This is a genomic window from Agreia sp. PsM10 (assembly GCF_030433855.1).
Classification (GTDB): domain Bacteria; phylum Actinomycetota; class Actinomycetes; order Actinomycetales; family Microbacteriaceae; genus Agreia.
In genome coordinates this window covers 1-25,808 of sequence record NZ_JARUXC010000020.1, presented here as the reverse complement: position 1 = coordinate 25,808, position 25,808 = coordinate 1, and the positions used below count along the sequence as shown (strand labels likewise).

Genomic DNA, 25,808 nt, shown 5'->3' with positions numbered 1-25,808 from the left:
CTCTCCTTATCCGTAGTTAGAAACATTAGCTGTACGAATCCGGCGTGCGCTCGTACGGTCGAGGAATGCCCCTCGACTCGACCCTTCTGCCCGCACTCCTCGGTCTCGGCACGGGTCTCGCCCTGATCATCGCCATCGGCGCGCAGAACGCGTACGTGCTGCGGCTCGGAATCGCGGCGCGCCTGAAGATCGTCACCGTCATCGTGACGATCTGCGCAGTGTCCGACGCGGTGCTCATCGCGGCCGGGGTTCTGGGAATCGGCGTGGTGATCGAGAAGGCGCCGATCGCCCTTGTGGTGATCCGCGTCCTCGGCTCGGGATTCCTCATCGTCTACGGGCTCATGGCGGCGCGCCGGGTCTTCCGACCGCAGACCCTCGAGCCCGCTGGGCAGACCGGGTCGATCTCACTGAAGACCGCGGCGCTCACGACCCTCGCCCTCACCTGGCTCAATCCGCATGTCTACCTCGACACGATCATCTTCCTCGGATCCGTGGCGAATCAACAGGGCGCCGACGAGCGCTGGTGGTGGGCCGCCGGGGCGATGACCGGCAGCCTGCTCTGGTTCAGCGCACTCGGCTTCGGCGCCCGCCTCCTCCGCCCGTTCTTCGCGCGTCCGAATTCGTGGCGCATTCTGGATGCCGTGATCGCCGTCGTCATGCTGGCCCTCGGCATCCGCATGGCCGTCGGGTTCTGACCTCGCCGCGCGGCACCGTCGTTAGGCTGGCGGAATGACCGTCGTCTCGCTCATACGTTCCGATTCGCTGGCCCCGACCGCTCCGTACGCCTACGCGTCGACCGCCCCGGCCGATGCACGCCTCGTCTTTCTGGCGGGCGCGTGTCCCCTCGATGCCCACGGTCAGGTCGCCGCGCCTGGCGACATCGCCGCTCAGGCGCGGCTGTGCGTCGAGAACCTGCACGCCGCCCTCGACGCGGCAGGCGCCACGCTCGGAGACGTGCTGTCGACGCGCGTTCTGGTCGCGACGACGCGGCAGCCCGATCTGGTGACCGCGTGGGATGTCGTGCGCGCAGCCTTCGGCGAGCATGACGCGCCCAGCACCCTGGTCGGTGTGACGGTGCTCGGCTATCCCGACCAGCTGGTCGAGGTCGAGGCGATCGCGGCCGTGCGCGACTGACCGCGGCGGGCTTCCCGCCCGCGGTGCGCTCGACGCTACGGGCGCTCGACGGGCACGTAGCCGGTGAGGTCCGCCCGCTGGCCGGAGGCGTGGATGCGCGCGGCGGCGATCCCCGCCGCCCACGTGAGGCGGCCGGTCGCCAGTTCGAGCCAGGTCGCGGCATCCATCTCCACCACGTTCGGCGGGGTTCCGCGGGTGTGGCCGGGGCCTTCGATGCACTGCACCGCACCGAATGGCGGCACCCGAACCTCGACCGTGTTTCCCTGGGCGGTGTCGGCCAGACACTGGAGGAGGTAGCGCGTGGCCGTGGCCGTCGCGTCGCGGGAGGCGGCGACCCCGTCTGCAGTGGCGGCGGCGATGGCCGCTTCGCCGTCGAGGGGGCGGATGCGAGTCTTTGCCATGACTCCAGCGTAGGACGCCGGGTCGGCACAGGGTTGTCATGCAGCACAGGGTTGTCGTGCGGCAGACCGGCCTCGGGGGGGGGATGAGTGGTCTGCCGCACGAACATGGTTCGTGCGGCGGCGCTGCTTGGGGGGACAGTCGGGCCGCCGCACGAAGTGCTTCCGCACGGAGCACCGAGTCGGGGGGGATGAAGGGTGCTCCGTGCGAAAAAGGCTTCGTACGGCGGCGCGAGATGGGGGAAAATCGGGCCGCCGTACGAAGTGTTCTCGTACGACGGCAGGCCGAGGGGGGATGGGCTGCCGCCGTACGAAGCTCTGTGAAGTTGTCTCGCCGACGGTGTCATCGACCGCCTTCATAGATAAGAGAGTCGACCTGTCTGCATCTATTACGTCGATCGGGAGAAAAGTTTTCGACGAGTTGCGGGCGACGCGAAACGACCGACGGGGCGCGCGAGCGGCCCGAGACGATCACGGTCGATCGGGGCACGGACGCAGCCGAAAGCTAAGCTGTGGGCTGTGAAGATTCTTGTCCTCGGATCCGGCGCGCGAGAGCATGCCATCATCACCGCGCTTCTTTCGGAGCCCGGGCAGCACGATGTCGTCGCGGCGCCGGGAAACGCGGGCATCGCCCTCGTGGTCCCGGTCGTCGGCATCGACGCGAACGATCCCGATGCCGTGGTGGAGTTCGCGCAGGACGGAGACATCGATCTGGTCGTCGTCGGGCCCGAGGCTCCCCTGGTGGCCGGCGTGGCCGACGCAGTGAGAAGCAGGGGAATCCCCGTCTTCGGCCCCGGTCGCGAGGCCGCTGCGCTCGAAGGCAGCAAGACGTTCGCGAAGCACATCATGGCCGAGGCAGGCGTTCCGACCGGTCGTGCCGAGCGCGCCGGCACTCTCGCCGACGCCGAGCGCATCCTCGACGAGTTCGGTGCGCCGTACGTGGTCAAGGCCGACGGTCTCGCGGCAGGCAAAGGGGTTCTCGTCACCGAGAACCGCGACGAGGCGATCGAGCACTCGAGGCACTGGCTGGGTCACGGAGAGGTGCTCATCGAGGAGTTCCTCGACGGGCAGGAGGTCTCGCTGTTCCTCCTCAGCGACGGGCACACCGTGCGTCCTATGTCTCCCGCGCAGGACTACAAGCGGCTGTCCGACGGCGACGCGGGTCCGAACACCGGGGGCATGGGCGCGTACTCGCCACTCCCCTGGCTCGACGAGCGGTTCGGCAGCGAGGAGGCCTTCGTCGACGAGGTCATCGAGACGATCGCCCTTCCCACGATCCGGCAGCTCGCGGCCGAGGAGAAGCCGTTCATCGGCCTGCTCTACTGCGGCCTGATCCTCACCGACGACGGCATCCGCGTCATCGAGTTCAACGCGCGCTTCGGCGATCCCGAGACGCAGGTCGTTCTTCCTCGCCTCGAGACGCCTCTGAGCGACCTGCTGTTCGCCGCGGCGAGCGGCACGCTCGTCGACCAGCCTCGCCCCGCCTTCTCGAGCGACGTCGCGGTCACGGTGGTCGTGGCGAGCGAGAACTATCCGGGCACGCCCGTCACGGGCCGCGTGCTGTCGGGCCTCGTCGAGGCTGAGGCCGTGCCCGGCACCCATATCGCCCACGCGGCGACCGCCGTGCGCGACGGCGAACTCGTCGCCACGGGGGGCCGCGTGCTGAGTGTCGTGTCCACCGCATCCGATTTCTCCGAGGCTCGGCGTCGCGCCTACGAGGCCATCGACCTGATCGGGCTTGAAGGCTCGCAGCACCGAACCGACATCGCTGCGAAGGTGGCCACCTCGTGACCATCGAGATCGAGGGCTTCACCGACGTCTACAGCGGCAAGGTGCGCGACCTCTACATTCCGACCGACGCCGTGAGCGTCGACGATGCCGACACGCTGCTCGTCGTGGCGAGCGATCGGGTCAGCGCCTTCGATCACGTGCTCGAACCGGGGATTCCGAGCAAAGGCGAGCTGCTCACGAGCCTGAGCCTCTGGTGGTTCGACCAGCTGTCGGGAATAGCGAACCACCTGGTCGGCGACCAGGCCGACGTGCCGGTCGAGGTCGCGGGGCGCGCCATGCTGGTGAAGCCCCTCGACATGTTCCCCATCGAGTGCGTCGTGCGCGGCTATCTCTCCGGCTCCGGCTGGAAGGAGTATCAGCAGTCGCAGTCGGTCTGCGGCGTCGCGCTGCCGGCCGGACTCGAGAACGGCGACAGACTGCCCGAGCCCATCTACACCCCGGCGTTCAAGGCCGAGCTGGGCGAGCACGACGAGAACATCACGTTCGAGCGAACGATCGAGCTGGTCGGCGCCCAGGTGGCCGAGCGCCTGCGCGACCTCTCGCTCGAGATCTATTCACGGGCATCCGCCATCGCCGAGGCACGCGGCGTCATCCTCGCCGACACCAAGTTCGAGTTCGGCGCCGATCGCGTCTCCGGCGAGATCACCCTCGCCGACGAGGTGCTCACAAGCGATTCCAGTCGGTACTGGGATGCCGAGGCCTACGCGTCGGGCGATCGCCTCGCCAGCTTCGACAAGCAGATCGTTCGCAACTGGCTGGCGGCAAACTGGGACACGACGGATGAGTCCGCCGGCCCTCCGCCCGCCCTGCCCGAGAACATCGTCGAGCAGACCGCGGCCCGGTACCGCGAACTCCTGGCACGGCTCACGGCCTGACCCGGCTCGGCCGCGCACGTCGACCGTGCGCGTGCCCGGCAGCGACGGATGCTGCCGGTCGCCCGGCACCATCCGTCGCCTCGGGTCACAGCCGCCTCGTCGACGCCAGGGCGTAACGCGGAACGTGAGCCGCCTCGGGCAGCAGGGGCGACCCCGCCTCGGCGAAGGCCCTGATGGCCGAACGCACGAGCGCCCCGCTCCAGACCTCCGGATGCGGCAGGCTGCGGTCGACCAGAAGGCAGTCGAGCCGTGTCGGGTAGGCGGACGACGCCGGACCCCACCAGATGGCACGAGCGAGCGGACGGCCATCGAGGAAAGCCAGCCAGGTCCACTCGTCACGGTAGGTGCCGGCGTCCTGACCTGCGAGGAAGTGCAGGGCGTCGACCCACGGCTCAGGGCCGGGCGACGAGAAGGAGAGAACGGCGCCGAGGTCGGCACCGGTTGTTGAACGAAACACGAGAGTGTCCTCCGAGAGAAGTGGAGGCGCTGGTCGTCTTCGGGATCAGTCGATGAGAACCGAAGGGAGGAGCGCCGGGATAAGGGATACCGTGCGGGAATCGCGTGTCGCGATCGCATCGTTCTTGTCCATTGCCATCAACTCCCTTCCTGATCAGGCACGCCCGGTTTGGCGTGCTTCTCGAAGGTAGCGCCGCCCCGTTACTCGGCGCAAGACGCCGTTACCGATCCGTTACTCCTCGCTATAACGTGCTGGTTTTATGATTCATATCGTGACATAGTCTCAACTATGGCGCCGTGGGGAGCGGAACGGTATCGACCCTCATGGCCACTGTGTGCCTCTCAGCAAAGGACTGATGATGAACTGTCTCGCCCAAACAGGACTCGAAATCTGGGGTCCGCTCGGCGGTGCCGCCGCGGTGATCGCGATCGGAACCATTGCTCTTCTCGCCTTCCGGCGTCGAGGCCGATCGGCAGGAGCAGCCCTGGGCCTCGTCGTCGCGCTCGTGCTGGGAGGCGGACTCCTCGCCACGAGCGGAACGACGTCGGCACAAGCCGCGACTCCGTGCCCCGCCTCGGCGACTCCGCCGCCCGTAACGGATCCGGCGATTCCCTCGGCCCCTCCTACGACTCCTCCGACGACCGCGCCGCCCGCGATCCCCTCGACGATCGACCTGACGCCCAGGATCACCGTCAGCCCGAGTATCCTCCAGTCCGGCGATACCACGACCTTGGCGCTGCAGGTCTACAACCTGTCGGACGACCAGGAGGCGGTCGGCCCCATCGTCGCCCGAATCCCCAAGTCGCCGTTCATCACCCCCATTGTCGCGACGACCGCGAACTGGTCGGTGGACACAACGTCAGACCCCGCCAACTACGTCTTCACCTACACGGGGAGCGTTGCTGCGGCCAGCGGCTCGATCGAGGGCGAGTTCGACACCACCTGGGTATCCAACTCCAACGGGAACTACCAGTTCATCGTGACCCTCGACCAGGGGACGGCAGGCGATATCGACGCGTCGAACGACTCCGACAGCGAGACGATCACCTACTTCGGCAGCCCCGCCTGACGAGCGTGATCTAACCAGTACGGACCTCGCACTGCGAGGTCCGTACTGTAGGAGGGCGGTCGATCAGTCGGCGAACGCGCCGGTGAGACGCACGGCGCCGCCGTCTACGCCCTTCGCGCCCTGCTCGAAGCCGGCGAGGTCCCGGGTGCCGATCGCGACGACGCCGGCCCGCCAGGTGGGGATGCCGTCGGCCGTCAGTGCCGCAGCGACGGCAGCAGCCGCATCCGCTCGCACCACGGCGAACATTCCGATGCCGAGGTTCCACGTGCCCTCGGAACTCTCGAGAGTGGAGCCGGCCAGGTCGGAGAGGACCCGGAAGACGGGGGCCGGCGACCAGGTCGAGCGTTCGAGCTCGACCCACGATCCTCGCGGCAGCACGCGGGCGAGGTTCGCCGCGATGCCGCCGCCGGTGACGTGCGACAGGGAGTGCACGGCGCCCGCGAGCGCAGGCTCGCCGAGCACGCGCAGCAGCGGCGACGTGTAGAGGCGAGTGGGCTCGAGGAGGACCTCGCCGACGACTCCGCCGAACTCTGCAGAGGTATCGGAGTAGTCGATGCCGCGCGACGAGAGGATGTGGCGAACGAGCGAGAATCCGTTCGAGTGGAGCCCCGACGACTCGAGCGCGAGCACGACGTCGCCGTCTTCGACGAGGTGCGCACCGAGGAGCGCGTCGGCCTCGACGGCGCCCACTGCCGCACCCGCGACGTCGTAGTCATCGGGGCCCAACAGGCCCGGATGCTCGGCCGTCTCGCCGCCGACCAGTGCCGTTCCCGTGTCGGAGCACGCCCGGGCGATCCCTGCCACTATGTCGGCGATCCGCTCGGGCACGACCTTTCCGCACGCGATGTAGTCCGTCATGAAGAGCGGCCTGGCTCCCACGACGATGATGTCGTCGACGACCATGCCCACGAGGTCTTGCCCGATGGTGTCGTGCTTGTCGATCGCCTGCGCGATGGCGACCTTCGTGCCGACGCCGTCGGTCGATGTCGCCAGCAGGGGGCGCTCGAACTGCTTGAGCGCGGACACGTCGAACAGACCGGCGAAACCGCCGAAGCCGCCGACGACCTGGGGGCCATGAGTGTTCGACACGGCCGCCTTCATCAATTCGACGGCGAGGTCTCCGGCGTGGGTGTCGACGCCGGCCTGGGCATAGCTGTTGCTCATGCCGTTCATTCTTCCCTACTTGCGCCGCATACAACTGTCGTAGCAACATCTGTCCACCCCTCCCCCGCTGTCGGTCGACGGGAGTAGCGTGATGCTCGAAGGTGGCCAGACATCCACCGTGGGAGGAGAACCGATGGGTATCAACGACGAGGACATCACATCAGGAACCGATAACGCAGGCGAAGGCCCCGCCGATGGCGGAGCCAACGTAGGCGGTCACGATGGTGGCGCGGACGGCGCGGCTTCTGCGGGCGAAGGCCCTGCAGACGGCGGCGCGAACCCCGACGGCCACGACGGCGGAGCCGACGGATCGGCCGACGAGGGAGAGGGCACCGCTGACGGCGGAGCCAACCCCGACGGCCACGACGGCGGAGCCGACGGATCGGCGTGATGAACCCTAGCCCTCACGAAGCGAGGGCCGAGCGCGGGTCGGGAAACCGGCCCGCGCTTTCTCGCTGCATCAGCATCGACGCCCACGAGTTCGCCGACGACTACTGGGGCCGACGCCCCCTGCTCTCCCGCACCGACAGCCTCGTGAGCGACTTCTCCGACCTCTTCTCCGCCGAGGCCGTCGACGAGCTCGTCTCGGAGCGCGGCCTCCGCACTCCGTTCATGCGCATGGCCGTCGAAGGCCAGGTGCTCGCGAAAGACCGGTTCACCGCATCGGGCGGTTTCGGAGCCGAGATCTCCGATCAGGTCTCCTCCGACAAGGTGCTCGCCGAGTTCGCGGGCGGAGCCACCATCGTTCTGCAGGGCCTGCATCGCACCTGGCCCCCGATCATCGACTTCACCACGCGTCTGGTCGACGACCTGGGGCATCCCGTGCAGGTCAACGCCTACATCACCCCGGCGTCGTCGCGCGGCTTCGACCCCCACTACGACGTGCACGACGTGTTCGTTCTGCAGATCTCCGGCGAGAAGCGCTGGAGGATCCACTCCCCCGTTCATCCCGATCCGCTCGCCGACCAGCCGTGGTCGCAGCATTCGAAGGCCGTCGCCGACGAGGCGAAGAACGCACCCGTCATCGACGAGGTGCTTCGGCCGGGCGATGCGCTCTATCTTCCGAGGGGGTGGATCCACTCGGCCGAGGCCCTGGGCGACACGTCCGTGCACCTCACGATCGGCATGAGCGCCTTCACGCGCGCCGACCTCGTGGCCCAGGTGATATCGAAGACGCGCGCCGACGCATCCCTTCGTTCGTCGCTGCCGCTCGGTCTCGACCTCGGCGACCCGGATGCGTTGGCCGACGTGCTCGCCGAGACGCTGGCCGACCTCGTGGCCGCCATCCAGAGCGACCCGGTCACGCCCGCCGCGGCCGCGGCATCCCTCGCCCGCCGGCTCACGAACATCACCCGCCCCGAGCCGGTGAGGCCGCTCGCGACCGTGGCCGGTCTGGCCCGACTCGACACGGCATCCGTTGTCCGCTGGCGGCTCGGACTTGCGGGCTCGGTCACGTCTCGCGGCGACACCGTGAGCCTCGTCGCCGGCACCCGAACACTCACGCTGCCCGCCACGACCCTGGGCGCGCTCGAACACCTGCTGCTCGGCGAATCCACCTCCGTGGGCTCGCTGCCCGGGCTCGACGACGAGGATTCGATCGTCGTGTGCCGCCGCCTGGTGCGCGAGGGTGTTCTGGTGCTCGAGGCGTGACCGACCTCAGCGCTCGGGCCGTGCTGCCCGACTGGCGGCCCTGCAGCGATCGTTCCCGCGAGCGCGGCGATCCGCTGCCGGGCACGGGATCGCGCGGAACCGAGTGGTTCCTCGTGGAGATCTCGGGCGCCTGGGGCCAGCACGCCTTTCTCGAATCGACGCTGCCCGCCGAAGTGGGTCGGGCGCTCGTGAAGAAGGTCGAGGGCGCAGGCATGCGACCGCTCGCGATACGGAGGACGGGCAGACGGGCGCCGCAAGACGGCTACCGCTGGGCCTACGTCGACTCCCGGCCCGGATCCGAGGGCGTGCGCTGGGGATGGGTCGAGACGGCCGAAGAGCTGCTCGACGTTCCGCTCGACGGGTCGACCGGCGTCGTCTCGCACAAGCCGATCGTCGCGGTATGCGCCCACGCGCGCCACGACCAGTGCTGCGCCGTGCGCGGTCGGCAGGTCGTGAAGACCCTCGCCGAGGCCTTTCCCCAGGAGACGTGGGAGTGCTCGCACCTCGGCGGCGACCGCTTCGCGGGCACCCTGGTGCTTCTGCCGCACGGCCTCTACTACGGCCGGGCAGACGGGGCGGATGCGGTCGGCCTGGTCACCCGCTACCTCGAGGGCCGGGTCGACGAGCGCTTCTTCCGCGGCCGCAGCTCGCTGCCGAACGCCGTGCAGGCCGCCCAGCACCACGCGCGAGCCACCCTCGACGACGAGCGCATCGACATCCTCGGCCCGACCTCGGCGCAGTTCGCCGACGGCGTCTGGCGCATCGAGCTGGAATACCCGGCCGCGACGATCAAGGTCATGCTCGCCGAAACACTGTCGGAGCCGCTGCTGTCGACCTGTTCGGCCACCCGACCGGGCCGCAGCCGCGAGTACCGACTGCTCTCCGTCGAGATCGCAGACGCCCCACTGGCCGAGGGACAGGTGTCGCCGACGCTCCCGTAGACTGGAGCACGGCCTATTTCTCTACAGTGTCTGGAGTCCGCCCGGTATGTGCGGCATCGTCGGTATCGTCTCGTCCGGTCCGGTCAATCAACAGGTGTACGACAGCCTTCTCCTGCTTCAGCACCGCGGGCAGGACTCGACCGGTATCGCCACGGCCGACGGCTCGACCTTCCACATCACGAAGGCCAAGGGGCAGGTCCGTGAGGCGTTCCGCACACGAGACATGCGCTCCCTTCTCGGAAACGTGGGACTCGGACACGTGCGCTACGCCACGAAGGGCGTCGCGGGCAATGAGCAGGAGGCCCAGCCGTTCTACGTGAACGCGCCCTACGGCATCGTGCTGATCCACAACGGCAACCTCACGAACACGCGCGAGCTCAACCAGGAGCTCTTCCACATCGACCGCCGGCACCTCAACACCTCGAGCGACACGGAGCTGCTGCTCAACGTTCTCGCCACCGAGCTGCAGGGCCAGGTCTCGGGCCTCGACCTCGAACCCGACCAGGTCTTCGACGCGGTCGCCAACGTGCACGAGCGCATCGAGGGCTCCTATGCCGTGATCTCGATCATCGCCGGACACGGGCTCCTCGCATTCCGCGACCCCTTCGGCATCCGCCCGCTCGTTCTGGGCAAGCGCAGCGACGCGAACGCTCTCGTCGGCGTGCAGCGCGACGAGTGGATCGTGGCCAGCGAGTCGCTCGTGCTCGAGGCCTCCGGCTACGAGGTCGTGCGCGAGGTCGCTCCGGGCGAGGCGATCTTCATCACGCAGAACGGCGAGATGTACTCGCGCCAGTGCGCGAAGAACCCCGTGCTCGTGCCCTGTTCGTTCGAGTACGTCTACCTCGCCCGCCCCGACAGCGTGATGAACGGCATCTCGGTCTACGAGGCCCGCCTCCGGCTCGGCAACCGCCTGGCCACGACCATCGCCGACCTCACGCCGATGGGCGACATCGACGTGGTCATGCCCATTCCCGACTCGTCGAGGCCCGCCGCGATGCAGGTCGCCCAGAAACTCGGCGTCGAGTACCGCGAGGGCTTCTACAAGAACCGCTACGTGGGCCGCACCTTCATCATGCCCGGGCAGGCCGAGCGCAAGAAGAGCGTGCGGCAGAAGCTCAACGCCATGTCGACCGAGTTCAAGGGCAAGAACATCCTGATCGTCGACGACTCGATCGTGCGCGGCACGACCTCGAAGGAGATCGTCGAGATGGCCCGCGCCGCCGGCGCCAACAAGGTCACCTTCACCTCGGCCGCTCCCCCGGTGCGCTTCCCGCACGTCTACGGCATCAACATGCCGTCGCGTGAAGAGCTCGTGGCCCACGGCCGCAGCTTCCCCGAGATCGCCCGCGAGCTCGGCGCAGACCACCTCATCTACCAGGAGATCTCCGACATGGAGAGCGCCATCCTCGAGGGCAGCCAGGTGAAGAACCTCGAGATGAGCTGCTTCACGGGCGAGTACGTCACCGGCACCGTGAGCCCCGAGTACCTCGCCTGGGTCGAGGCCACGCAGCGCTCCTAGCGCCCCGCTCCCTGAGCCCGTCGAAGGACCCGTTCCCTGAGCCTGTCGAAGGGCACTACGAGATCAGGCCCGAGGCATTCGCCCCGGGCCTGATCTCTGTTGTTCTCAGATCGCGCTAGCTGTTCAGCGCTCCGCGGCGACGGCGCACGACCAGCAGCGCGCCCAGGGCGAGAAGCAGGCCGGCCCCGAGAAGCGGAACCGTCGCATCCAGGCCCGTGGCGGCCAGCTTCGCCGGCGAGGCAGGCGTATCGGAGCCCGGGGTGCCGGCGCCTGTCGACGGCGAAGTGGGATCGACGATCGGGTCGTCGAAACCGCCCGTGATGACGACAGGGAACGGAGCTGGAACAGTTGCACCTCCGACGCGGAACGAGATCGTATGGTCGCCGTTTCGCAGTGACGCCGGCAGCGTGAACGCGACGTTTGCCTTGCCCTGCTCGTCGTACTTGTCGACGACCGCCGGATCGATGTCGGCGCTCCCGATCTGCACGTCGTCGAAGAACACCTGCACCTCGGTGGCGGGCGTCGGGATGCCGCCCAGCAGCAGCGAGCTGAGAGTGAACTCGTACGACGTGCCGGGCTCCGTGGTGCCGAAGTCGACGGGCGTGCCGGCCGGGTCGGCCAGGTTCGCGATGCCGACGGAGCGCGTCGAGTAGTCGGGCGTCAGAGGCTCGTTCGCGCCGATGTAGTTCACGAAGGCGTCGAGGTCGACGCGACCGGTGTCGGCCTTGCCCTGGCCGTTCGCGAGCTCGAGGAACCCGTCTCCGCCGGCGGCGAGGAAGCTGTTCGTGACGATCTTGAACGTGTCCTCCGCAGCGATGGGTGCGCCGTTGTAGAAGATCTGCGTCACATGCGAGCCGTCAGCCGCAGCAGGGTCGTAGGTGTAGGTGAGCTCGGCGTTGATGCCGAGCTTCAGGAACGGACGGGTCTGGCCGGTCTGCCACTGCTGCTCGAGCACCGTCTTGACCTGTGCACCCGTGATGGTCTGCGTGATCAGCGTGTTCGCGAAAGGCTGCACGGTCGCGGCCTCCTCGTAGGTCACGTTGCCGTCGCTGTCCTCCGGGTTGGAAGCGTTGGCTGCGAAGTCGATGTTCGTGCGGAGTCCGCCCGGGTTCATGAACGCGAGCTGGGTTCCGAGATCCCTCGTCGCCCACAGCTGGCCGTCGGCGACCTCGTTCCCGAGGTCGGACTCGCCACCGCGGTTCTCCGTCGTGCCGTCGCTCTGCAGCGCTCGCGTGAACGATGCGGCGATCGTGCCGATGGACACGCGTCCGAGTTCGCTGGACTTCACCTTGGCCGCCGCCACGAGCGCCGCGACCTCCGGATCCTGCGGGTACACCGCCGCGGCCGCAGCTCCGCCGGGTACAGCCGGCGTCACCAGCCGGATGGTCTCGCCGGTGGCCGACGAGATCTCTTTCGTTGTGGGGTTCACCTGGAAGTTGAAGTGGCCCAGGTTCGACCCGTAGCTTCCGGTCTGCAGCACGGGCAGCGACTTGCCGCCGACCGTGACGGTCTGCGAATACAGGTTGTGCGTATGGCCGGATGCGATGGCGTCGACGTACGGCGCGGTTCCGGTGACGATCTTGCCGAAGACGGTGCTGACGTCGGTCATGTTCGCGGTCGGGCTCGCGGCGCCCTCGTGGATGAGGAGGACGAGCACGTCGGCCTCGGCGTTCGTGCCGTCGTCGACGCCATCGGTGAGCTCCTGCGCGACAGCGTTGACGCTGTCGACGATTCCGCCCACGGCGAGCGTGTCGATGCCCGTCGGGCTCACGAGAGAGGGCAGGTCTTCGGTGACCGCACCGATGAAGCCGACCTTGACGCCGTCGAAGGTCTGGATGTCATAGGGGGCGAAGGCGTGGTCGCCCGTGGCCTTGTCGAACAGGTTCGCCGAGATGAGATCGAAATCGGCCAGATTCTCGACTCGCACTGCGAGGTCCTCACGGCCATGGTCGAGCTCGTGGTTTCCGATGGCCGAGACGCTCAGGCCGATGTCGTTCAGCGCTTTGATCGTGGGCTCGTCGTTCTGTGCCTGGGAGATGAACGGCGAGCCGCTGATGTTATCGCCGGCCGACACGAGGGTGCTGTTGGGGTTCGCGGTCTTGAACGTGTCGAAGGCGGTCGCGATGCTGGCCGCGCCGGCCTCTCCGCTCGGCAGGTTCTGCTCGAGGTGACCGTGGAAGTCGTTCATCGTGTAGACGTCGATCGACACGTCTCCGGGTGCGGCCGCGGCGGGAAGAGCCGCGAACCCAACGAGGGCGATGGTGGACGACACGAGAAGCGCGGCGGCGCGCACGGGGCGCCGCCGTGGTGAGGATGGCTGCATGGGGTGTGATTCTCCAGGAATTGATTCAGGGGCGACTCCCAGCAAACGCGACCCGATCGACGCAGTCAACGAACACCCCGAAACGAAATCTGTTGTTCACAAACGATAAAAGCTCAGCCCGCGCAACCTCCAGTTGTGGGGGTGCGCGGGCTGAGCGTTCGCTATGCGGAGGCTACGAGCGAGCGGCGGCCTTCCGTCGTGCGAGCAGCAGCACGAGGCCTCCTGCCAGCAGCATTCCCGAGAGCGCGATCCAACCGCCGACCTCGAGTCCGGTGTTCGGCAGAGTCGACGATCCGTTCTTCGGGGTCGTCGTGCCCGCCACCGCGGTGTCCGTCACTATTGCACCGCCGTCGGTGCCCGGCGTCGTCGGAGCCGCCGTCACGGTGACCGCAGCCCACCCGACCAGCCCGCCGTCGACATCCTGAACCGCCAGGTGGTGATCGCCGGGAACCACGCCGGCCAGAGCCACGGTGATCTCTCCGTCGGCGTCGGCCCTGAACCAGCCGAGCTGCACAGGCTCGGAGAAGGCGGTGACGAAGTACCACTCGCCGGCCTTCAGTCCGCTGACGACCACGGTGCCGTCCTGCCCCACCGTTCCCGGATCGACGGACAGGCCGTTGCGCGTGTCGTCGGTGAGCTCATCGATCGAGACCGTCGTGGCGGGCGCCGCGGTGGGGCCGCCGGTGACGACCGAGCCCGACGGCTCGGAGAGCGCAGACGAGCCGACGGCATTCGTCGCGAGGACCGTCGCCGAGTACGACGCGGAGTAGCCGAGCCCCGAGAACGTGGTGGAGAGCGCGTCTCCGGCCACATCGATCGTGTCGACCACCTCGCCGTTGCTCGAAAGTGCGACGGTGTAGCCGGTGATCGCAGATCCGCCGGTCGCGGGTGCGACCCACGTGACGGTCACGTCGGTGCCCGACACGGATGCCTGCGGCGCGGCAGGCGTCGAGGGTGCGACGGCCGGAATGGTCACCTCTGCCGATGCGGCCGATGCATCCGACGCCCCGACGCTGTTGTTCGCCGTGACCTGTGCCGTGTACGACTGGCCGGGCAGGAGTCCCGGGAACGCGGCCGTGAGCGTGTCGGCCGAGACCGTCTGGCTGCCGACTGCAGAACCGTTGCTCGAGAGAGCGACCGTATACCCGGTGATCGGGGTTCCCCCCGTCTCGTCGGGAGCAACCCACGAGACGTCGATGCCGGTGGAGCCCGAAAGCACCGCCGTGGGGGTCTTCGGGGCGTCGGCGACATCGAACGTCGTGACCGGGGTCGATTCGGCGGAGGCCGAACCGGTTCCCTCAGCGTTCGTCGCGGCGACGGTGAAGGTGTACTCCGTGCCCGGGGTCAGGCCGTCGACCAGCACCGAGGTGCCGGTCGCCGGAACGGTCTTGACGACCGAACCGCCCTGCAGAACGACCACCGAGTAGCCGGTGACTGCGGAGCCTCCGTCTGCGGGGGCCGTCCAGCCGAGGTTCACCGAGGTGGCGCCGGCGACCGTGGCGACGGGAGTGCCGACCTCGGCCGGAGCCTCGGCGGGCGTGCGAACCGTCGCGGCCTCCGAGGCGTCGGACGTGCCGACGGTGTTCGTGGCCGTGACCGTGACGCTGTAATCCGTGGCCCGGGTCAGTCCGGTGATGACCGCGGTCGTGGTGTCCGCACCGATCGGGGTCGTGGAGACGACCGATCCTCCGGTGCTGACGACGACCGAGTAGCCGGTGATCGCCGAACCGTTGGCGGCTGGAGCCGCCCAGGCGACCGACACAGAGGTCGTGCTGGCGGCGGTCGCCGTCGGCGTTGCCGGGGCATCCGGGGCCAGCGCCGCGATCGTGGCCGATGCGGATGCGGCGGATGCGGTCGACGAGCCGACCGCGTTGGTGCCGACGACGGTGGCCGTGTAGCTCTCACCGCGAACGAGGTTCGCGAACGAGGCGGTCAGCGTAGAGCCGGAGACCGTCTGCGAGGTGACGACGCCCGAGCCCGAGGTCAGCTCCACCGTGTAGCCGGTGATCGCCGATCCGCCGTCGGCGGGCGCGGCCCAGTCGACGGTCACACCGGTGCCGTCTGCGGTCGCCGTCGGCGCCGCCGGAGCGGTAGGAACCACCGCGGCGAAGGAGAGCGGCGTGTAGGTCTCGAACGCCGCATACGTGGCGCCGCCACCCGGGTAGGTGTAGATGCCGTAGTTGCCCGTGGCCGGAGCGCCGGTGTAGTCCTTCTTCACGGTGATCGTGGTCTCGAAGGTTCCGTCGGCCTTCAACTCGATCGCTCCCGCGTTCGCGCCGCCGATCGTGGCGATGCTCGATGCGGGCACGGCCCACTTGGTGACGTTGTTGTTGCGCGCAGAAGCTGCGGCGCCCGCAGTGGGCTTCCACACGTCGGCGTACTTGCCGAAGGTCACGTACGATCCCGTGAACGCGTTCGCGAGCGGGGGACGCGTGCCGTTCGTCGCGGTGCCGTTCGGGAAGAAGCCCGTTCCGGTCACCGTGACGGTCTCGCCTGCTGGGTCGATGCCGCTCGTCTTCGACACGGTCACCGTGGGGGTGGCGGCCGTGATGGTGTGCGCTGCAGCGTTCGAGGTCACCGATCCGTTGTCGTCGGTCACGACCACGCGGTAGCTCGTGGCCGATCCGACGGTGGTGCCCGTCGCCTCATACGACGACGCTGTCGCGCCGGAGATGTCGGCGAACGCCGCACCCGAGGTCGACGACTGCCACTGGTACGACAGGATTCCGGTTCCGCTGGCCGCGACGGTGAAGGTCGCCGATGCGCCCTGGGCGCTGGATGCAGCGGTCGGCTGGGTCTGGATGCTCACCACGGGCGTCGCGAAAGTGATGGGCGTGTAGGTCTCGAACGCGGCATACTTCGCGCCGCCGCCCGGGTAGGTGTAGACGCCGTAGTTCCCGGTCGCCGGAGCGCCCGCGTAGTCCTTCGCGAGAACGAGTGTGGTCTCGAAGGTGCCGTCGGGCTTGACCTCGATCGCACCGGAGGATGCGCCGCCGATCGTCGCGATGTCGGCGGCCGAGACGGCCCACTTCACGTCGGAGTTGCTTCGAGCCGCGGTCGCGGCGTTCTCGGTCGGCTTCCACACGTCGGCGTACTTGCCGAAGGTCACGTACACGCCGGTGAACTTGCCACTGAGGGGCGGCCGGGTGCCGAGGGTCGAGGCGCCGTTGAGCAGGAAGCCCGAGCCGGTGACGGTGACCGTCTCGCCGGCGGGATCGAGGTTGCTCGTCTTCGACACGACGACGGTCGGTGTGGGCACGGTGACGGCGAGCGCCGCAGCCTCGGAGGTCACGGACTCACCGTTCGCGGTGACGATCACGCGGTACTGGCCGACGGCAGACGAGGTGCCGGCCACGCTGTAGGTGGCGTTCGTGGCGCCGACGATGCTGGTCCAGCCGATACCGTCTGTCGACTTCTGCCACTGGTAGCTCAGCTCGGCCGGGCTGGTCGCCGCGACCGTGAAGGTCGCGGTCTCACCGAGGGCGATACCGGATGCCGCGGGCTGGGTCGTGATGGAGGGCGTCAGCACCGGGGGCTCCTCGGCCGTGTAGCTGACCTCGATCGGCAGGGGCTTCTTGAAGGCGTCGGTGCTGCCGCCCGACGAGTACCAGTACGAGGACTGGCCCGTCAGCAGCTGGTAGTCAACGAAGGTCTGCGGGAACGAGCCCCAGTTCGCCCCGGTTCGCACCTGAGGTGACGCCGCATTCGGATCGATGGCGACCTCGACACCTGCATAGTCGGGGGTCACGACAACACCCGTCTCGGTTACATCGACGTTGCTCAGGCTCGCGAGAGTGACCTCGCGCGTCGGCAGCTGCTCGAAGAGGTCGGGGTTGTCCATGCTCGTCCCGAAGCCGCTGAGGGTACCCGTGAGGGTTCCGACGCCACCATCGACCACGAGATGCGGGTCTGAGACGTAGAACTGGGCCATGCCGCTGTAGTACGCGACCGTGAACGATCCGTTCCACGAGATGTCCGCGTCGTCGGTGGTCGGCTCAAGCGTGCCCGTGCCCTGCGAGATCGCGACGCGGTGTCCGGTGAAGGTCCCGGCCGACGGCTGACCGAGCGTTGCACCGGAGGCGGTGGTCTTCAGCCCGGCCCACGTTGCGGTGGCATAGGAACCGTCGGCCTGCTTCTTCTGAATCGTGACGTCGCCCGAAGTCGCCGACCACTCGGATTCGGAGATCGTGTCGGAGGCGCTCGTCTTGGGCGCCTGGCCCGCGCTCATGAAGTTGAACGTGCCGGGCGCGAACGCGCGGTTGTTGGCCTCGTTGCTGATGCCCCATGTGAAGACGGCGTCATCCACCGTCAGGTCGGCGGCCGCGGCGGGAAGCGCGGCGAAGGTCGAGAGGCCGACAGCGACTGCAGCCGCCATGGCCATCGCCGCGAGTGGGCGGCGAGAGGTTCTGATTTTCAAGACAACTCCGGGGATCGTGACGGGTCGGCGCGGACAGGCGCAGGTTCGACGAGGCCCGCCATCAGGCGTGGCTCTCGAGCGGAGTTAGCTTAGCCTTAATTAGGTTAGGTATTCCTAATTAACTTTCGTAGACTGCTTACCGGCCCCTCTCTCCGCCCTCGCTCGAAATGACGCTCTGCCATGTCCTCCACCGAACGCTCCCGGCGCATCCCCCGACTCCTTCTCGGGTCGGTGATCGTGCTCGCCGTCGCGCTGACCGGATGCTCGGCCGGCGCATCCGGGTCGGAATCGGGCGAGGCATCCTGCGCGGCATCGACCACCCCGCTGGCAGAACTCGCCGTCGATGACACACCGCGCGAGACGGTCGGCGCATCCACGGCCTGCCTGACCGACACGGGCATCGACCCGGTCGCCGACGACGTCGTCTCGCAGCTGCCCGTGACCGTCACCGACAACCAGGGCACTCCTGTCACGATCACCGACACCTCGCGCATCCTCGCGCTCGACCTGTACGGATCGCTCGCCGCCACGGTCTACGGCCTCGGCCTCGGCGACAACGTGGTGGGGCGCGACACGTCGACCGGCTTCGACGAGGCGAAGGACCTGCCGCTCGTCACGCAGAACGGCCACGAGCTCAACGGCGAGGCGATTCTCGCGCTCGAGCCCACGGTCATCCTCACCGACTCGTCGATCGGGCCGTGGGACGTGGTGCTGCAGATGCGCGAGTCCGGCATCCCCGTCGTGGTGATGACCCCCACCCGAAGCCTCGAGAACACGGGCGAGATCGTCACGGCCGTCGCCGCAGCGCTCGGCGTGCCCGAACAGGGCCGGATGCTCGCGGACCGCCTGCAGGACGAGACGGCTCAGACCGTGGCCGACATCGCAGCGATAGCCCCGAAAAACGAGACCGACAAGCTGCGCATCATGTTCCTCTATGTGCGCGGCAACGCGGGCATCTACTACATCTTCGGCACGGGCTCGGGCACCGATTCGTTGATCACCAGCCTCGGCGGCGTCGATGTGGCCGCCGAGATCGGCTGGCAGGGCATGAGACCGATGACGGCGGAAGCGATGGTGGACGCGTCGCCCGACCTCATCCTCATGATGACCAAGGGCCTCGAGTCCGTCGACGGCGTCGACGGCCTGCTCGAACGCATCCCGGCCGTGGCCGAGACCCCCGCCGGCCAGCACCGACGCATCGTCGACATGAGCGACACCGAGGTTCTGAGCTTCGGACCGCGCAGCCCGGCGGTTCTCGACGCGCTCGCTCGCGCCATCTACGCTCCGGCAGAGGCGGAGTAGCGTGACCGCCGTCGACGACCGGTCGCGCACAGACGCCCCCGAGTCCTCCGCCGATCCTCTGCCCCGCACCGTCACCGCACGACGCCGGCTGCTGCTGATCGCGGGGCTCGCCATCGCCCTCACGGCCATGGCGCTCGTGTCGGCGGGAACGGGACAGCTCTACGTGTCGCCGGCCGAGGTGTTCGGCTCTATCATGCACGCCATCGGGCTCGACCTCGGGCCCCTCCCCGCGCATCCGAACGGCGAGAGCGCGCTCTGGACCATCCGCTTCCCCCGCGTCGCCATGTCCATCGTGATCGGCGCAGCCCTGGCCGCCGCCGGGCTGCTGATGCAGGCCGTGTTCGGCAATCCGCTGGCCGACCCCGGCGTGATCGGCGTCTCCTCGGGGGCCGCGCTCGGCGCATCCGCCACGATCGTGTTCGGATGGGCGTTCTTCGGCGAGTGGACCATCGCCGTCGCCGCCTTCATCACGGGCCTCGCGGCCACCTTCGTCGTCTACTTCATGAGCCGGTCGGGGGGAAAGACGGAGGTCGTGACGCTCGTGCTCACGGGCATCGCGGTCAACGCGTTCACCGGAGCGGGCCTCGCCCTCATGACGTTTCTGGGCGATCAGGCGGCTCGCGAGCAGATCGTGTTCTGGCAGCTCGGCAGCCTCAACGGATCGCGCTGGCAGCAGTTCTGGATCGTGCTGCCGCTCATCGTCGTCGGAGTGGTCGTCGCGTTCGTCATCTCGCGCCGGCTCGACCTGCTCTCGCTCGGTGAGCGCAGCGCCCGGCACCTCGGGGTCAATGTCGAGGGGCTGCGCATCGTGGCCATCGTCGTGACCGCGCTGCTGGTGGCCGCCGCCGTCTCGTTCGCGGGCATCATCGCGTTCGTCGGTCTCGTGATCCCCCACCTCATGCGCATGATCATCGGCCCGGCGCACCGCCCCCTGCTCGTGGCCAGCGTGCTCGGCGGCGCACTGCTGCTGCTCACGGCCGATCTCGTGGCCCGCACCGCCGTTCCCATGGCCGACCTGCCGATCGGCATGCTCACCTCGCTGGTCGGCGGCCCCTTCTTCTTCTGGCTGCTGCGACGCGCGCGCCGCAGCGCGGGCGGGTGGGGCTGATGCGCGCCGCAGTGGATGCCCGGGGCGTGTCGGTCGAGATCGACGGCAGGCAGATCCTCGCCGACGCATCGATCCGGGTCTCCTCGGGCGAGATCGTGGCACTCATCGGCCCCAACGGAGCCGGCAAGTCGACACTTCTCGCCGCCCTGACAGGAGACCAGGCGCGAACGCGCGGAACGATCGAGATCGCGGGCCGCCCCCTCGAGGACTGGAAGCTGAAGGAGCTGTCGCAGCAGCGCGCCGTGCTGCTGCAGGAGAACGGCGTGTTCTTCCCGTTCACGGTCGAGCAGGTCGTCGAGATGGGCCGTGCTCCGTGGCAGCGCACACCCCTTGACCACGACGACGAGGAGGCCGTCGACGAGGCGATCCGACTCACCGACATCGAGCGGTTCCGGCACCGCCAGGTTCCCTCGCTGTCAGGCGGCGAGAGGGCCCGCAGCGCGTTCGCGCGCGTGCTGGCGCAGCGCACCGGCATCCTGCTGCTCGACGAACCGACGGCCGCGCTCGACCTGCGGCATCAGGAGGACGTGCTGCGTCTCGCCCGGCAGCGCGCCCACGCGGGCGATGCCGTGATCGTGGTGCTGCACGACCTCAACCTCGCCGCCGCATACGCCGACCGCATCGCGCTGCTCAGCTCGGGCCGCATCGTGGCGCAGGGCTCGCCCCGCGAGGTGCTCACCGTCGAGCGCATCTCCGACGTCTACGCGCAGCCGGTCGAGGTCATCACCCACCCCGAGACAGGGGCCACCATCATCCTTCCCGTGCGCGAGGCCATGTCCGTCGGCCGCGCGAACGATGACTCCCTTCCCCGCACAACCGCGCGCTCCCGCATCGCGCTCCCCCGAAAGGCCTCCTCATGACCCTCCGTTCCCGAATTCGAGCGACCGGACTGATCGCGACCGCGGTCATCGCGGCAGGTCTCGTCGCGGCGCCGCTGGCCTCGCTCGCGCCGGCCGAACCCGCGCGGGCGGCGGGCGCATCCGTGTCTGTCAGCGTCGTGGGTCGACCCGACCTCACGGGGGTCGCCGATCCGACATATCTCACCGAGCTGCAGCTGACCGGGTCGGGCTTCCAGTCGATCGTCAACGGCTTCGGCGGGGTCTACGTGTTGTTCGGCTGGGTGGATGGCGACGGCTGGCAGCCCAGCCGGGGCGGCTCGACGGGAACCGACTACCGCTACGTTCCCGACGACGAGTCGAACCCCGTGGGCTACGCCTCGTTCGTGTCGTTCCCCGGAAGCTCGACCGAATACGCGGCGAACGGAGGCATCCTGGCGGCCGACGGCACGTTCTCGGCGACACTTCAGGTCCCCGGGGCCACGTTCACCTCGCTCGACCGCTCGGGGGCGGCATCCGAGGTGGACTGCACGCAGGTGCAGTGCGGCATCATCACGATCGGCGCCCACGGCGTGCCGAACGCGAACAACGAGACCTTCACGCCGATCACGTTCACCGATCTCTACGGATCGGATCCGGCGGCCGCGGTGGAAGCCCCCGTTGCCGAGGCGCCCGCAGCGGCCGAGGCGGCGACCCCGGCACCCACCACCACGAGCTACGTGACCCAGCCCGCTGTGGTGGCGGCCGCGGACTCGACCGCGCAGCTCATCCCGCTGATCACCGGTGTCATCATCGGCGTGGGAGTGCTCGTCGTGCTGTCGATCGCGTTCCTGGTGTGGGCGGTGCTCTCGGGACGCAGGCGCCAGCGCGCACTGCTGGCGGCTGGCGCCGGCGCCTCTCCGGAGGCGAAGTGATGGGCATCCGCGCCCGTTCGGGCGATGCGCGCCCCGACGACCGGCAGCGGATGCGCCCGGCGGGCGCGGATGACCGGCGACGCGCGGCGCGTGCGGTCGCGGGGGGCGCCATCGCGAGCCTCGCCGCCGGCACGATGCTCGCGTTCGGGGCACTGCCCGCGAGCGCCGACGACACCGGCGCTGCCGACACGATCCCCGGCGAGCCGGCCGCGGCATCCACGTCGTTCACGGTCGACGACGCCGTGTTCGCCTGGGGCATCAGCAACGAGGCGAACAACCGCGCCTTCGCTCCGGGAACCTACAACCTCATGTCTGCGGGCGTGACCCCCAAGACGAGCGGCGCCGACACGATCTCCGAGTCCGAGTGGGCCGCGAACTCCGGCGACGTCACGATACAGAAGAAGAGCGCCGACGGCACCTACGCCACGGCGGCGTGGGCTGGGCTCACGACCACGCCGTCGGGCGAGCCGATCCCGAGCCCCACGAGCGGCCGTTTCAGCGACCACCGCGTGGCGATCTCGAACGGCGGCGGAACCCTCGACGCCGCATCGGACGACGCGGACATCGCCTGGAGCGGCACCTTCACGGTCGCGTTCTACAGCGGCATGACCCAGTTCTCCGTATCCGATCCGCACCTCTCGGTCACGGCGGGTGTCGGCGCCGTCACCGCAACGCTCAGCGGCTACGGCACCAGCATGGACGACCCCGACGTCTTCGAACAGCTGCCCACCCGCGAGGTGACGATCGCGACCCTCACCGGCGTCGACGTCACCGAGAGCGGACTGATTGCGACTCCGGACTATGACGGCGTGGCGGTCGAGCTGCCCGAGTCGGCATCGCCGCAGGTGCGCTCCGGCTCGGCCTGGGGGTCGTTTCCGCAGAGCTACGTCGACTACCAGCTGCTCACGGGTCAGTCGTCGTACTGGTACTCGAGCGGCCTGAGCACCGACGGCTTCAAGAAGCCGCTGCCCATCGAGGTGACGTTCGACTCCGTCGTGCCCGTGGTCACGGCCCCGACAGTGCAGACCCAGCCGGTGGATGCGCGAACAAGCGCGCGCCTCGGCACCTCCTTCGCGATCGAGGCCCGCGGCAGCGCTCCCCTCACGTACCAGTGGGAGCGCAGCGACGACGAGGGCGCGACCTGGACTCCGGTCGGAGACGGCGCCGCGACGCTGTCGCTCGCATCCGTCTCCCTCTCCGACAGTGGAGCGCTCTTCCGGGCCACGGTGACCAACCCGGCCGGCTCCGCGGTCTCCGACGCGGCGCGACTCACGGTCGATCCCTACGTACTCGGGTCGGTGGCACCGGCCTTCGACGGAGTCGCCGCCATCCGCGCCGCGGTGAAAGCCGGCCATGCGAGCGACGAAACGTCGTCGGCGACCGGCCTGCCGGCATCCGTCGCCTCGAACGAGACGATCGATCTCGGGCTGCCCTGGGCCGGCCCCTCGCGCACCGGGGAGGTCTGGCTCTTCCCGGGCGCCGTCTACCTGGGCTCGTTCAGCGCGGCCGGTGGAACCGCATCGTCCGAGGTGACGCTTCCGGCACTCGGGCCGGGCGATTACTCCCTTCTGTTCGTCGGCGACGACGGTGCGTCGAAGCCCGCCGCGGTGTTCTTCTCGATCACGCCCGACCAGCAGGGCCTGCACGACGTCAGCTACGCCACCTTCCGCTGGGGCGTCAACAACGAGAGCAACAACTCCGCCTTCGCGCCCGGAACCGTCAACTTCTTCTCGGCCGGCAAGGTCGCCGACACCGGCGGGCACGGCACGACGCTCCCCGAGTCGTCGTGGAAGCAGTCGGAGGGCAACGTCGCCATAGAGAAGCAGCAGGCCGACGGGTCGTTCGCTCCCGCGACCTGGGCCGGGCTCAAGACCTCGCCCTCCGGGGCTCCCCTGGGCTCCCCCACCACGAAGACGTTCAGCAACCATCAGGTCGTGCTGAGCCAGGGCGTGGGGCGGGTCGATCCCGGCTCCGACAACGCCGATATCCAGTGGGATGGCGACTTCACCGTGGCGTACTACAGCGGCATGACCTTCTTCTATGTGAGCGACCCGCGACTGGTCGTGGCGAACGGCGTCGGCACGCTCACGGCCACCCTCGGCGGTTACGGCACGGACATGGACGACATGTCGAAGTGGGTTCCGCTCGACGACACGGTGGTGACGCTGGCGACGCTGCCCTCGGTGGATGTGAAAGCCGCCGGTTTCGTGGTGACGCCGGCATACGACGGGGTGCGGGTGAGCATTCCCGCCGGCGGTGTGGCGCAGAAGACCGACGAGGCCGGATGGGGATCGTTCCCCCAGGACTTCGTCGACTTCCAGGCCCTCACCGGCCAGGCCGCCTACTGGTACAGCTCGGGCGGAAGCGTCGACGCGAACAAGACCGCGCTGCCGATGACCGTGTGCTTCGACAGCCCCGAGTGCTCGCCTCCCGCATCGGCGATCCAGCCCGAGTCGACGGCCGCGTCGGTCGCCCAGACGGCGCTGACGGCTCCGCGCGCCCTGCGTGCGCCGTCGCTGCCGCCCGTGGCCGAGGCCGTTCCCGCCTCGATGGCGCAGGCGGCCGGTTCCTCCCAGGTCGTCGTCGTGCAGCAGCAGGCCGGGAGCACCTCGGATCCCGGGCCCCTCGTCCTGCTGCTGGTCATCCTGCTCGCCGCCGCCGGGGTGCTGCTCGTCGTGACGGTTCCTGCGGGCGGCCTGATCGCATCCGGTCATCTGCTGCGCTCTCGATAGTCTCTGCGTGGCACATTACTTGTAGCTACAAGGAATATCGTGCCCGATGGTGTAGTTGTAGAGGGCATGAGCACACGCAGCGATCTCTTGTCGGCCCAGACCGGAATGGGAGCCGTCACCCTTCGCGTCGGCGACCTCGACGGGATGATCGCGTACTACCGTGACGCGGTCACGCTCGATCTGCAGAGCCAGGAGGGCGACGTGGCCGTGCTCGGGCGGGGCGGCGTTCCCGCCGTCATCCTGCAGCACGCGCCCGAGCTGAAGCATGCCGCGCCCCGGTCGGCGGGGCTGTACCACACGGCCATCCTGTTCGAGACGGAGGCGGCGCTGGCTGCCGCCCTGTATTCGGTGGCCCGCCACGCACCCGGAACGTTCACCGGAAGCGCCGACCACCTCGTGTCGAAGGCCTTCTACTTCACCGACCCGGAGGGCAACGGCGTGGAGCTCTACTGGGACCGCGCGCGCACCGAGTGGAGCTGGGCGCATGGGCAGATCGAGATGGGCACCGTGTATCTCGACCCGAACGCTTATCTGCAGCAGCACGTGACCCCCGCGCTGGTCGAGGATCCTCGCGTCGGGGGCGCTCTCGTGGGGCATGTGCACCTGTCGGTGGGCGATGTCGCCTCGGCCAAGGAGTTCTACGTCGACAAGCTCGGTTTCGAGACGACGACGGCCTTCGGCGACTCGGCGCTGTTCGTCTCGGCGGGCGGCTACCACCACCACATGGCGATGAACGTGTGGGAGTCGAAGGGGGCCGGCCGGCGACCGCTCGCGCTCGGGCTGGGGCTCGTGGAGATCGTGGTTCCGACGCCTGACGAGGTCGGGCAGGTCGGCGAGCGGCTCGGGCACTACGGACTGCAGACCCGCGATGACGGACGGTCGCTCATGGTCGCCGATCCGTGGGACAACCAGATCAGGATCGTGCCGGCGCCCGCGGTGTAGCCGCGTCACCTCGTTCTTAGAGCTTGTCGTGACGTGGTCCGTTCCCTGAGCCTGTCGAAGGGCCCCCGGCCCACCACGCCCCATGCGCCGGTCGAGGAGCGCTGCGGGCTGCGCCGGTCGAGTAGCGCTCGTGAGGAACGAGCAGCGCGTATCGAGGCCAGCCGTTCCCTGAGCGAGCCGTTCCCTGAGCGAGCCGTTCCCTGAGCGAGCCGTTCCCTGAGCGAGCCGTTCCCTGA

General features: G+C 68.8%; 20 protein-coding genes. 15 read left to right on the top strand and 5 right to left on the bottom strand.

The genetic code is table 11. The annotated features are described in order from the left end of the window. The first annotated feature begins 65 nt into the window (after positions 1 to 65). Together QCD70_RS17950 and QCD70_RS17945 are read left to right on the top strand one after the other, a co-directional pair. On the top strand, positions 66 to 695 hold the full coding sequence (locus QCD70_RS17950; RefSeq protein ID WP_301218833.1) for a LysE/ArgO family amino acid transporter: 630 nt from the start codon (positions 66 to 68) through the stop codon (positions 693 to 695). Between the two features lie 34 nt (positions 696 to 729). Beyond that, positions 730 to 1,134: a RidA family protein gene (locus QCD70_RS17945; RefSeq protein WP_301218831.1), complete on the top strand. Its 405-nt coding sequence runs from the start codon at positions 730 to 732 to the stop codon at positions 1,132 to 1,134. Between the two features lie 35 nt (positions 1,135 to 1,169). On the opposite strand, the gene QCD70_RS17940 is transcribed toward QCD70_RS17945, so the two are convergent. Next, a complete protein-coding gene (locus QCD70_RS17940; RefSeq protein ID WP_301218829.1) occupies positions 1,170 to 1,535 on the bottom strand; it encodes a sterol carrier family protein in 366 nt (121 codons plus the stop codon). A gap of 516 nt (positions 1,536 to 2,051) precedes the next feature. Here QCD70_RS17940 and purD point away from each other — a divergent pair. Both purD and QCD70_RS17930 read left to right on the top strand, forming a co-directional pair. Next, positions 2,052 to 3,323, top strand: coding sequence for a phosphoribosylamine--glycine ligase (gene purD, locus QCD70_RS17935; RefSeq protein WP_301218827.1), 1,272 nt, complete (start codon positions 2,052 to 2,054; stop codon positions 3,321 to 3,323). Next, positions 3,320 to 4,198: a phosphoribosylaminoimidazolesuccinocarboxamide synthase gene (locus QCD70_RS17930; RefSeq protein ID WP_301218825.1), complete on the top strand. Its 879-nt coding sequence runs from the start codon at positions 3,320 to 3,322 to the stop codon at positions 4,196 to 4,198. Before purD ends, QCD70_RS17930 begins: the two co-directional genes overlap by 4 nt. 85 nt (positions 4,199 to 4,283) lie before the next feature. Here QCD70_RS17930 and QCD70_RS17925 read toward each other — a convergent pair whose 3' ends face one another. After that, a complete protein-coding gene (locus tag QCD70_RS17925; RefSeq protein WP_301218824.1) occupies positions 4,284 to 4,655 on the bottom strand; it encodes a hypothetical protein in 372 nt (123 codons plus the stop codon). A 358-nt stretch (positions 4,656 to 5,013) separates the two neighbouring features. Here QCD70_RS17925 and QCD70_RS17920 point away from each other — a divergent pair, with 358 nt between their 5' ends. Then, the gene (locus QCD70_RS17920; RefSeq protein ID WP_301218822.1) at positions 5,014 to 5,724 is read left to right on the top strand and encodes a hypothetical protein; all 711 of its coding nucleotides are present in this window, start codon (positions 5,014 to 5,016) and stop codon (positions 5,722 to 5,724) included. A gap of 63 nt (positions 5,725 to 5,787) precedes the next feature. On the opposite strand, the gene purM is transcribed toward QCD70_RS17920, so the two are convergent. After that, positions 5,788 to 6,888 carry a phosphoribosylformylglycinamidine cyclo-ligase gene (gene purM, locus QCD70_RS17915; protein ID WP_301218820.1) on the bottom strand — a complete coding sequence of 367 codons (1,101 nt, stop codon included), beginning with the start codon at positions 6,886 to 6,888 and terminating at the stop codon, positions 5,788 to 5,790. 133 nt (positions 6,889 to 7,021) lie between these two features. Between purM and QCD70_RS17910 the strand changes: the two genes are divergently transcribed. The 4 genes from QCD70_RS17910 to purF are packed head-to-tail and all read left to right on the top strand — an operon-like array spanning position 7,022 to position 10,998. Then, a complete protein-coding gene (locus QCD70_RS17910; protein WP_301218818.1) occupies positions 7,022 to 7,279 on the top strand; it encodes a BatC protein in 258 nt (85 codons plus the stop codon). Further along, a complete protein-coding gene (locus tag QCD70_RS17905; RefSeq protein WP_301218816.1) occupies positions 7,279 to 8,538 on the top strand; it encodes a cupin domain-containing protein in 1,260 nt (419 codons plus the stop codon). The genes QCD70_RS17910 and QCD70_RS17905 overlap by 1 nt, the downstream gene beginning before the upstream one ends. Continuing rightward, on the top strand, positions 8,535 to 9,479 hold the full coding sequence (locus tag QCD70_RS17900) for a sucrase ferredoxin (RefSeq protein ID WP_301218814.1): 945 nt from the start codon (positions 8,535 to 8,537) through the stop codon (positions 9,477 to 9,479). Before QCD70_RS17905 ends, QCD70_RS17900 begins: the two co-directional genes overlap by 4 nt. Positions 9,480 to 9,525: 46 nt before the next feature. Then, positions 9,526 to 10,998 carry an amidophosphoribosyltransferase gene (purF, locus tag QCD70_RS17895; protein ID WP_301218812.1) on the top strand — a complete coding sequence of 491 codons (1,473 nt, stop codon included), beginning with the start codon at positions 9,526 to 9,528 and terminating at the stop codon, positions 10,996 to 10,998. Positions 10,999 to 11,113: 115 nt separating this feature from the next. On the opposite strand, the gene QCD70_RS17890 is transcribed toward purF, so the two are convergent. Further along, on the bottom strand, positions 11,114 to 13,321 hold the full coding sequence (locus QCD70_RS17890) for a bifunctional metallophosphatase/5'-nucleotidase (protein ID WP_301218810.1): 2,208 nt from the start codon (positions 13,319 to 13,321) through the stop codon (positions 11,114 to 11,116). Between the two features lie 172 nt (positions 13,322 to 13,493). Next, positions 13,494 to 17,696, bottom strand: a complete 4,203-nt coding sequence (locus QCD70_RS17885; protein WP_301218808.1) for a fibronectin type III domain-containing protein — start codon at positions 17,694 to 17,696, stop codon at positions 13,494 to 13,496. A 222-nt stretch (positions 17,697 to 17,918) separates the two neighbouring features. Between QCD70_RS17885 and QCD70_RS17880 the strand changes: the two genes are divergently transcribed. The 6 genes from QCD70_RS17880 (at position 17,919) to QCD70_RS17855 (ending at position 25,572) form a co-directional block, all read left to right on the top strand. Next, the gene (locus QCD70_RS17880; RefSeq protein WP_301218806.1) at positions 17,919 to 19,040 is read left to right on the top strand and encodes a heme/hemin ABC transporter substrate-binding protein; all 1,122 of its coding nucleotides are present in this window, start codon (positions 17,919 to 17,921) and stop codon (positions 19,038 to 19,040) included. 127 nt (positions 19,041 to 19,167) lie between these two features. Beyond that, entirely contained in the window at positions 19,168 to 20,148 is a 981-nt protein-coding gene (locus QCD70_RS17875; RefSeq protein WP_301218862.1) for a FecCD family ABC transporter permease, read from the top strand. Then, positions 20,148 to 21,008, top strand: coding sequence for a heme ABC transporter ATP-binding protein (locus QCD70_RS17870; RefSeq protein ID WP_301218804.1), 861 nt, complete (start codon positions 20,148 to 20,150; stop codon positions 21,006 to 21,008). Before QCD70_RS17875 ends, QCD70_RS17870 begins: the two co-directional genes overlap by 1 nt. Continuing rightward, complete coding sequence (locus QCD70_RS17865; RefSeq protein WP_301218802.1) at positions 21,005 to 21,898, top strand: hypothetical protein; 894 nt, start codon at positions 21,005 to 21,007, stop codon at positions 21,896 to 21,898. Before QCD70_RS17870 ends, QCD70_RS17865 begins: the two co-directional genes overlap by 4 nt. Beyond that, positions 21,898 to 24,630: a hypothetical protein gene (locus QCD70_RS17860; RefSeq protein WP_301218799.1), complete on the top strand. Its 2,733-nt coding sequence runs from the start codon at positions 21,898 to 21,900 to the stop codon at positions 24,628 to 24,630. Before QCD70_RS17865 ends, QCD70_RS17860 begins: the two co-directional genes overlap by 1 nt. A 66-nt stretch (positions 24,631 to 24,696) precedes the next feature. Further along, complete coding sequence (locus QCD70_RS17855) at positions 24,697 to 25,572, top strand: VOC family protein (RefSeq protein WP_301218797.1); 876 nt, start codon at positions 24,697 to 24,699, stop codon at positions 25,570 to 25,572. Positions 25,573 to 25,808: the final 236 nt, after the last annotated feature.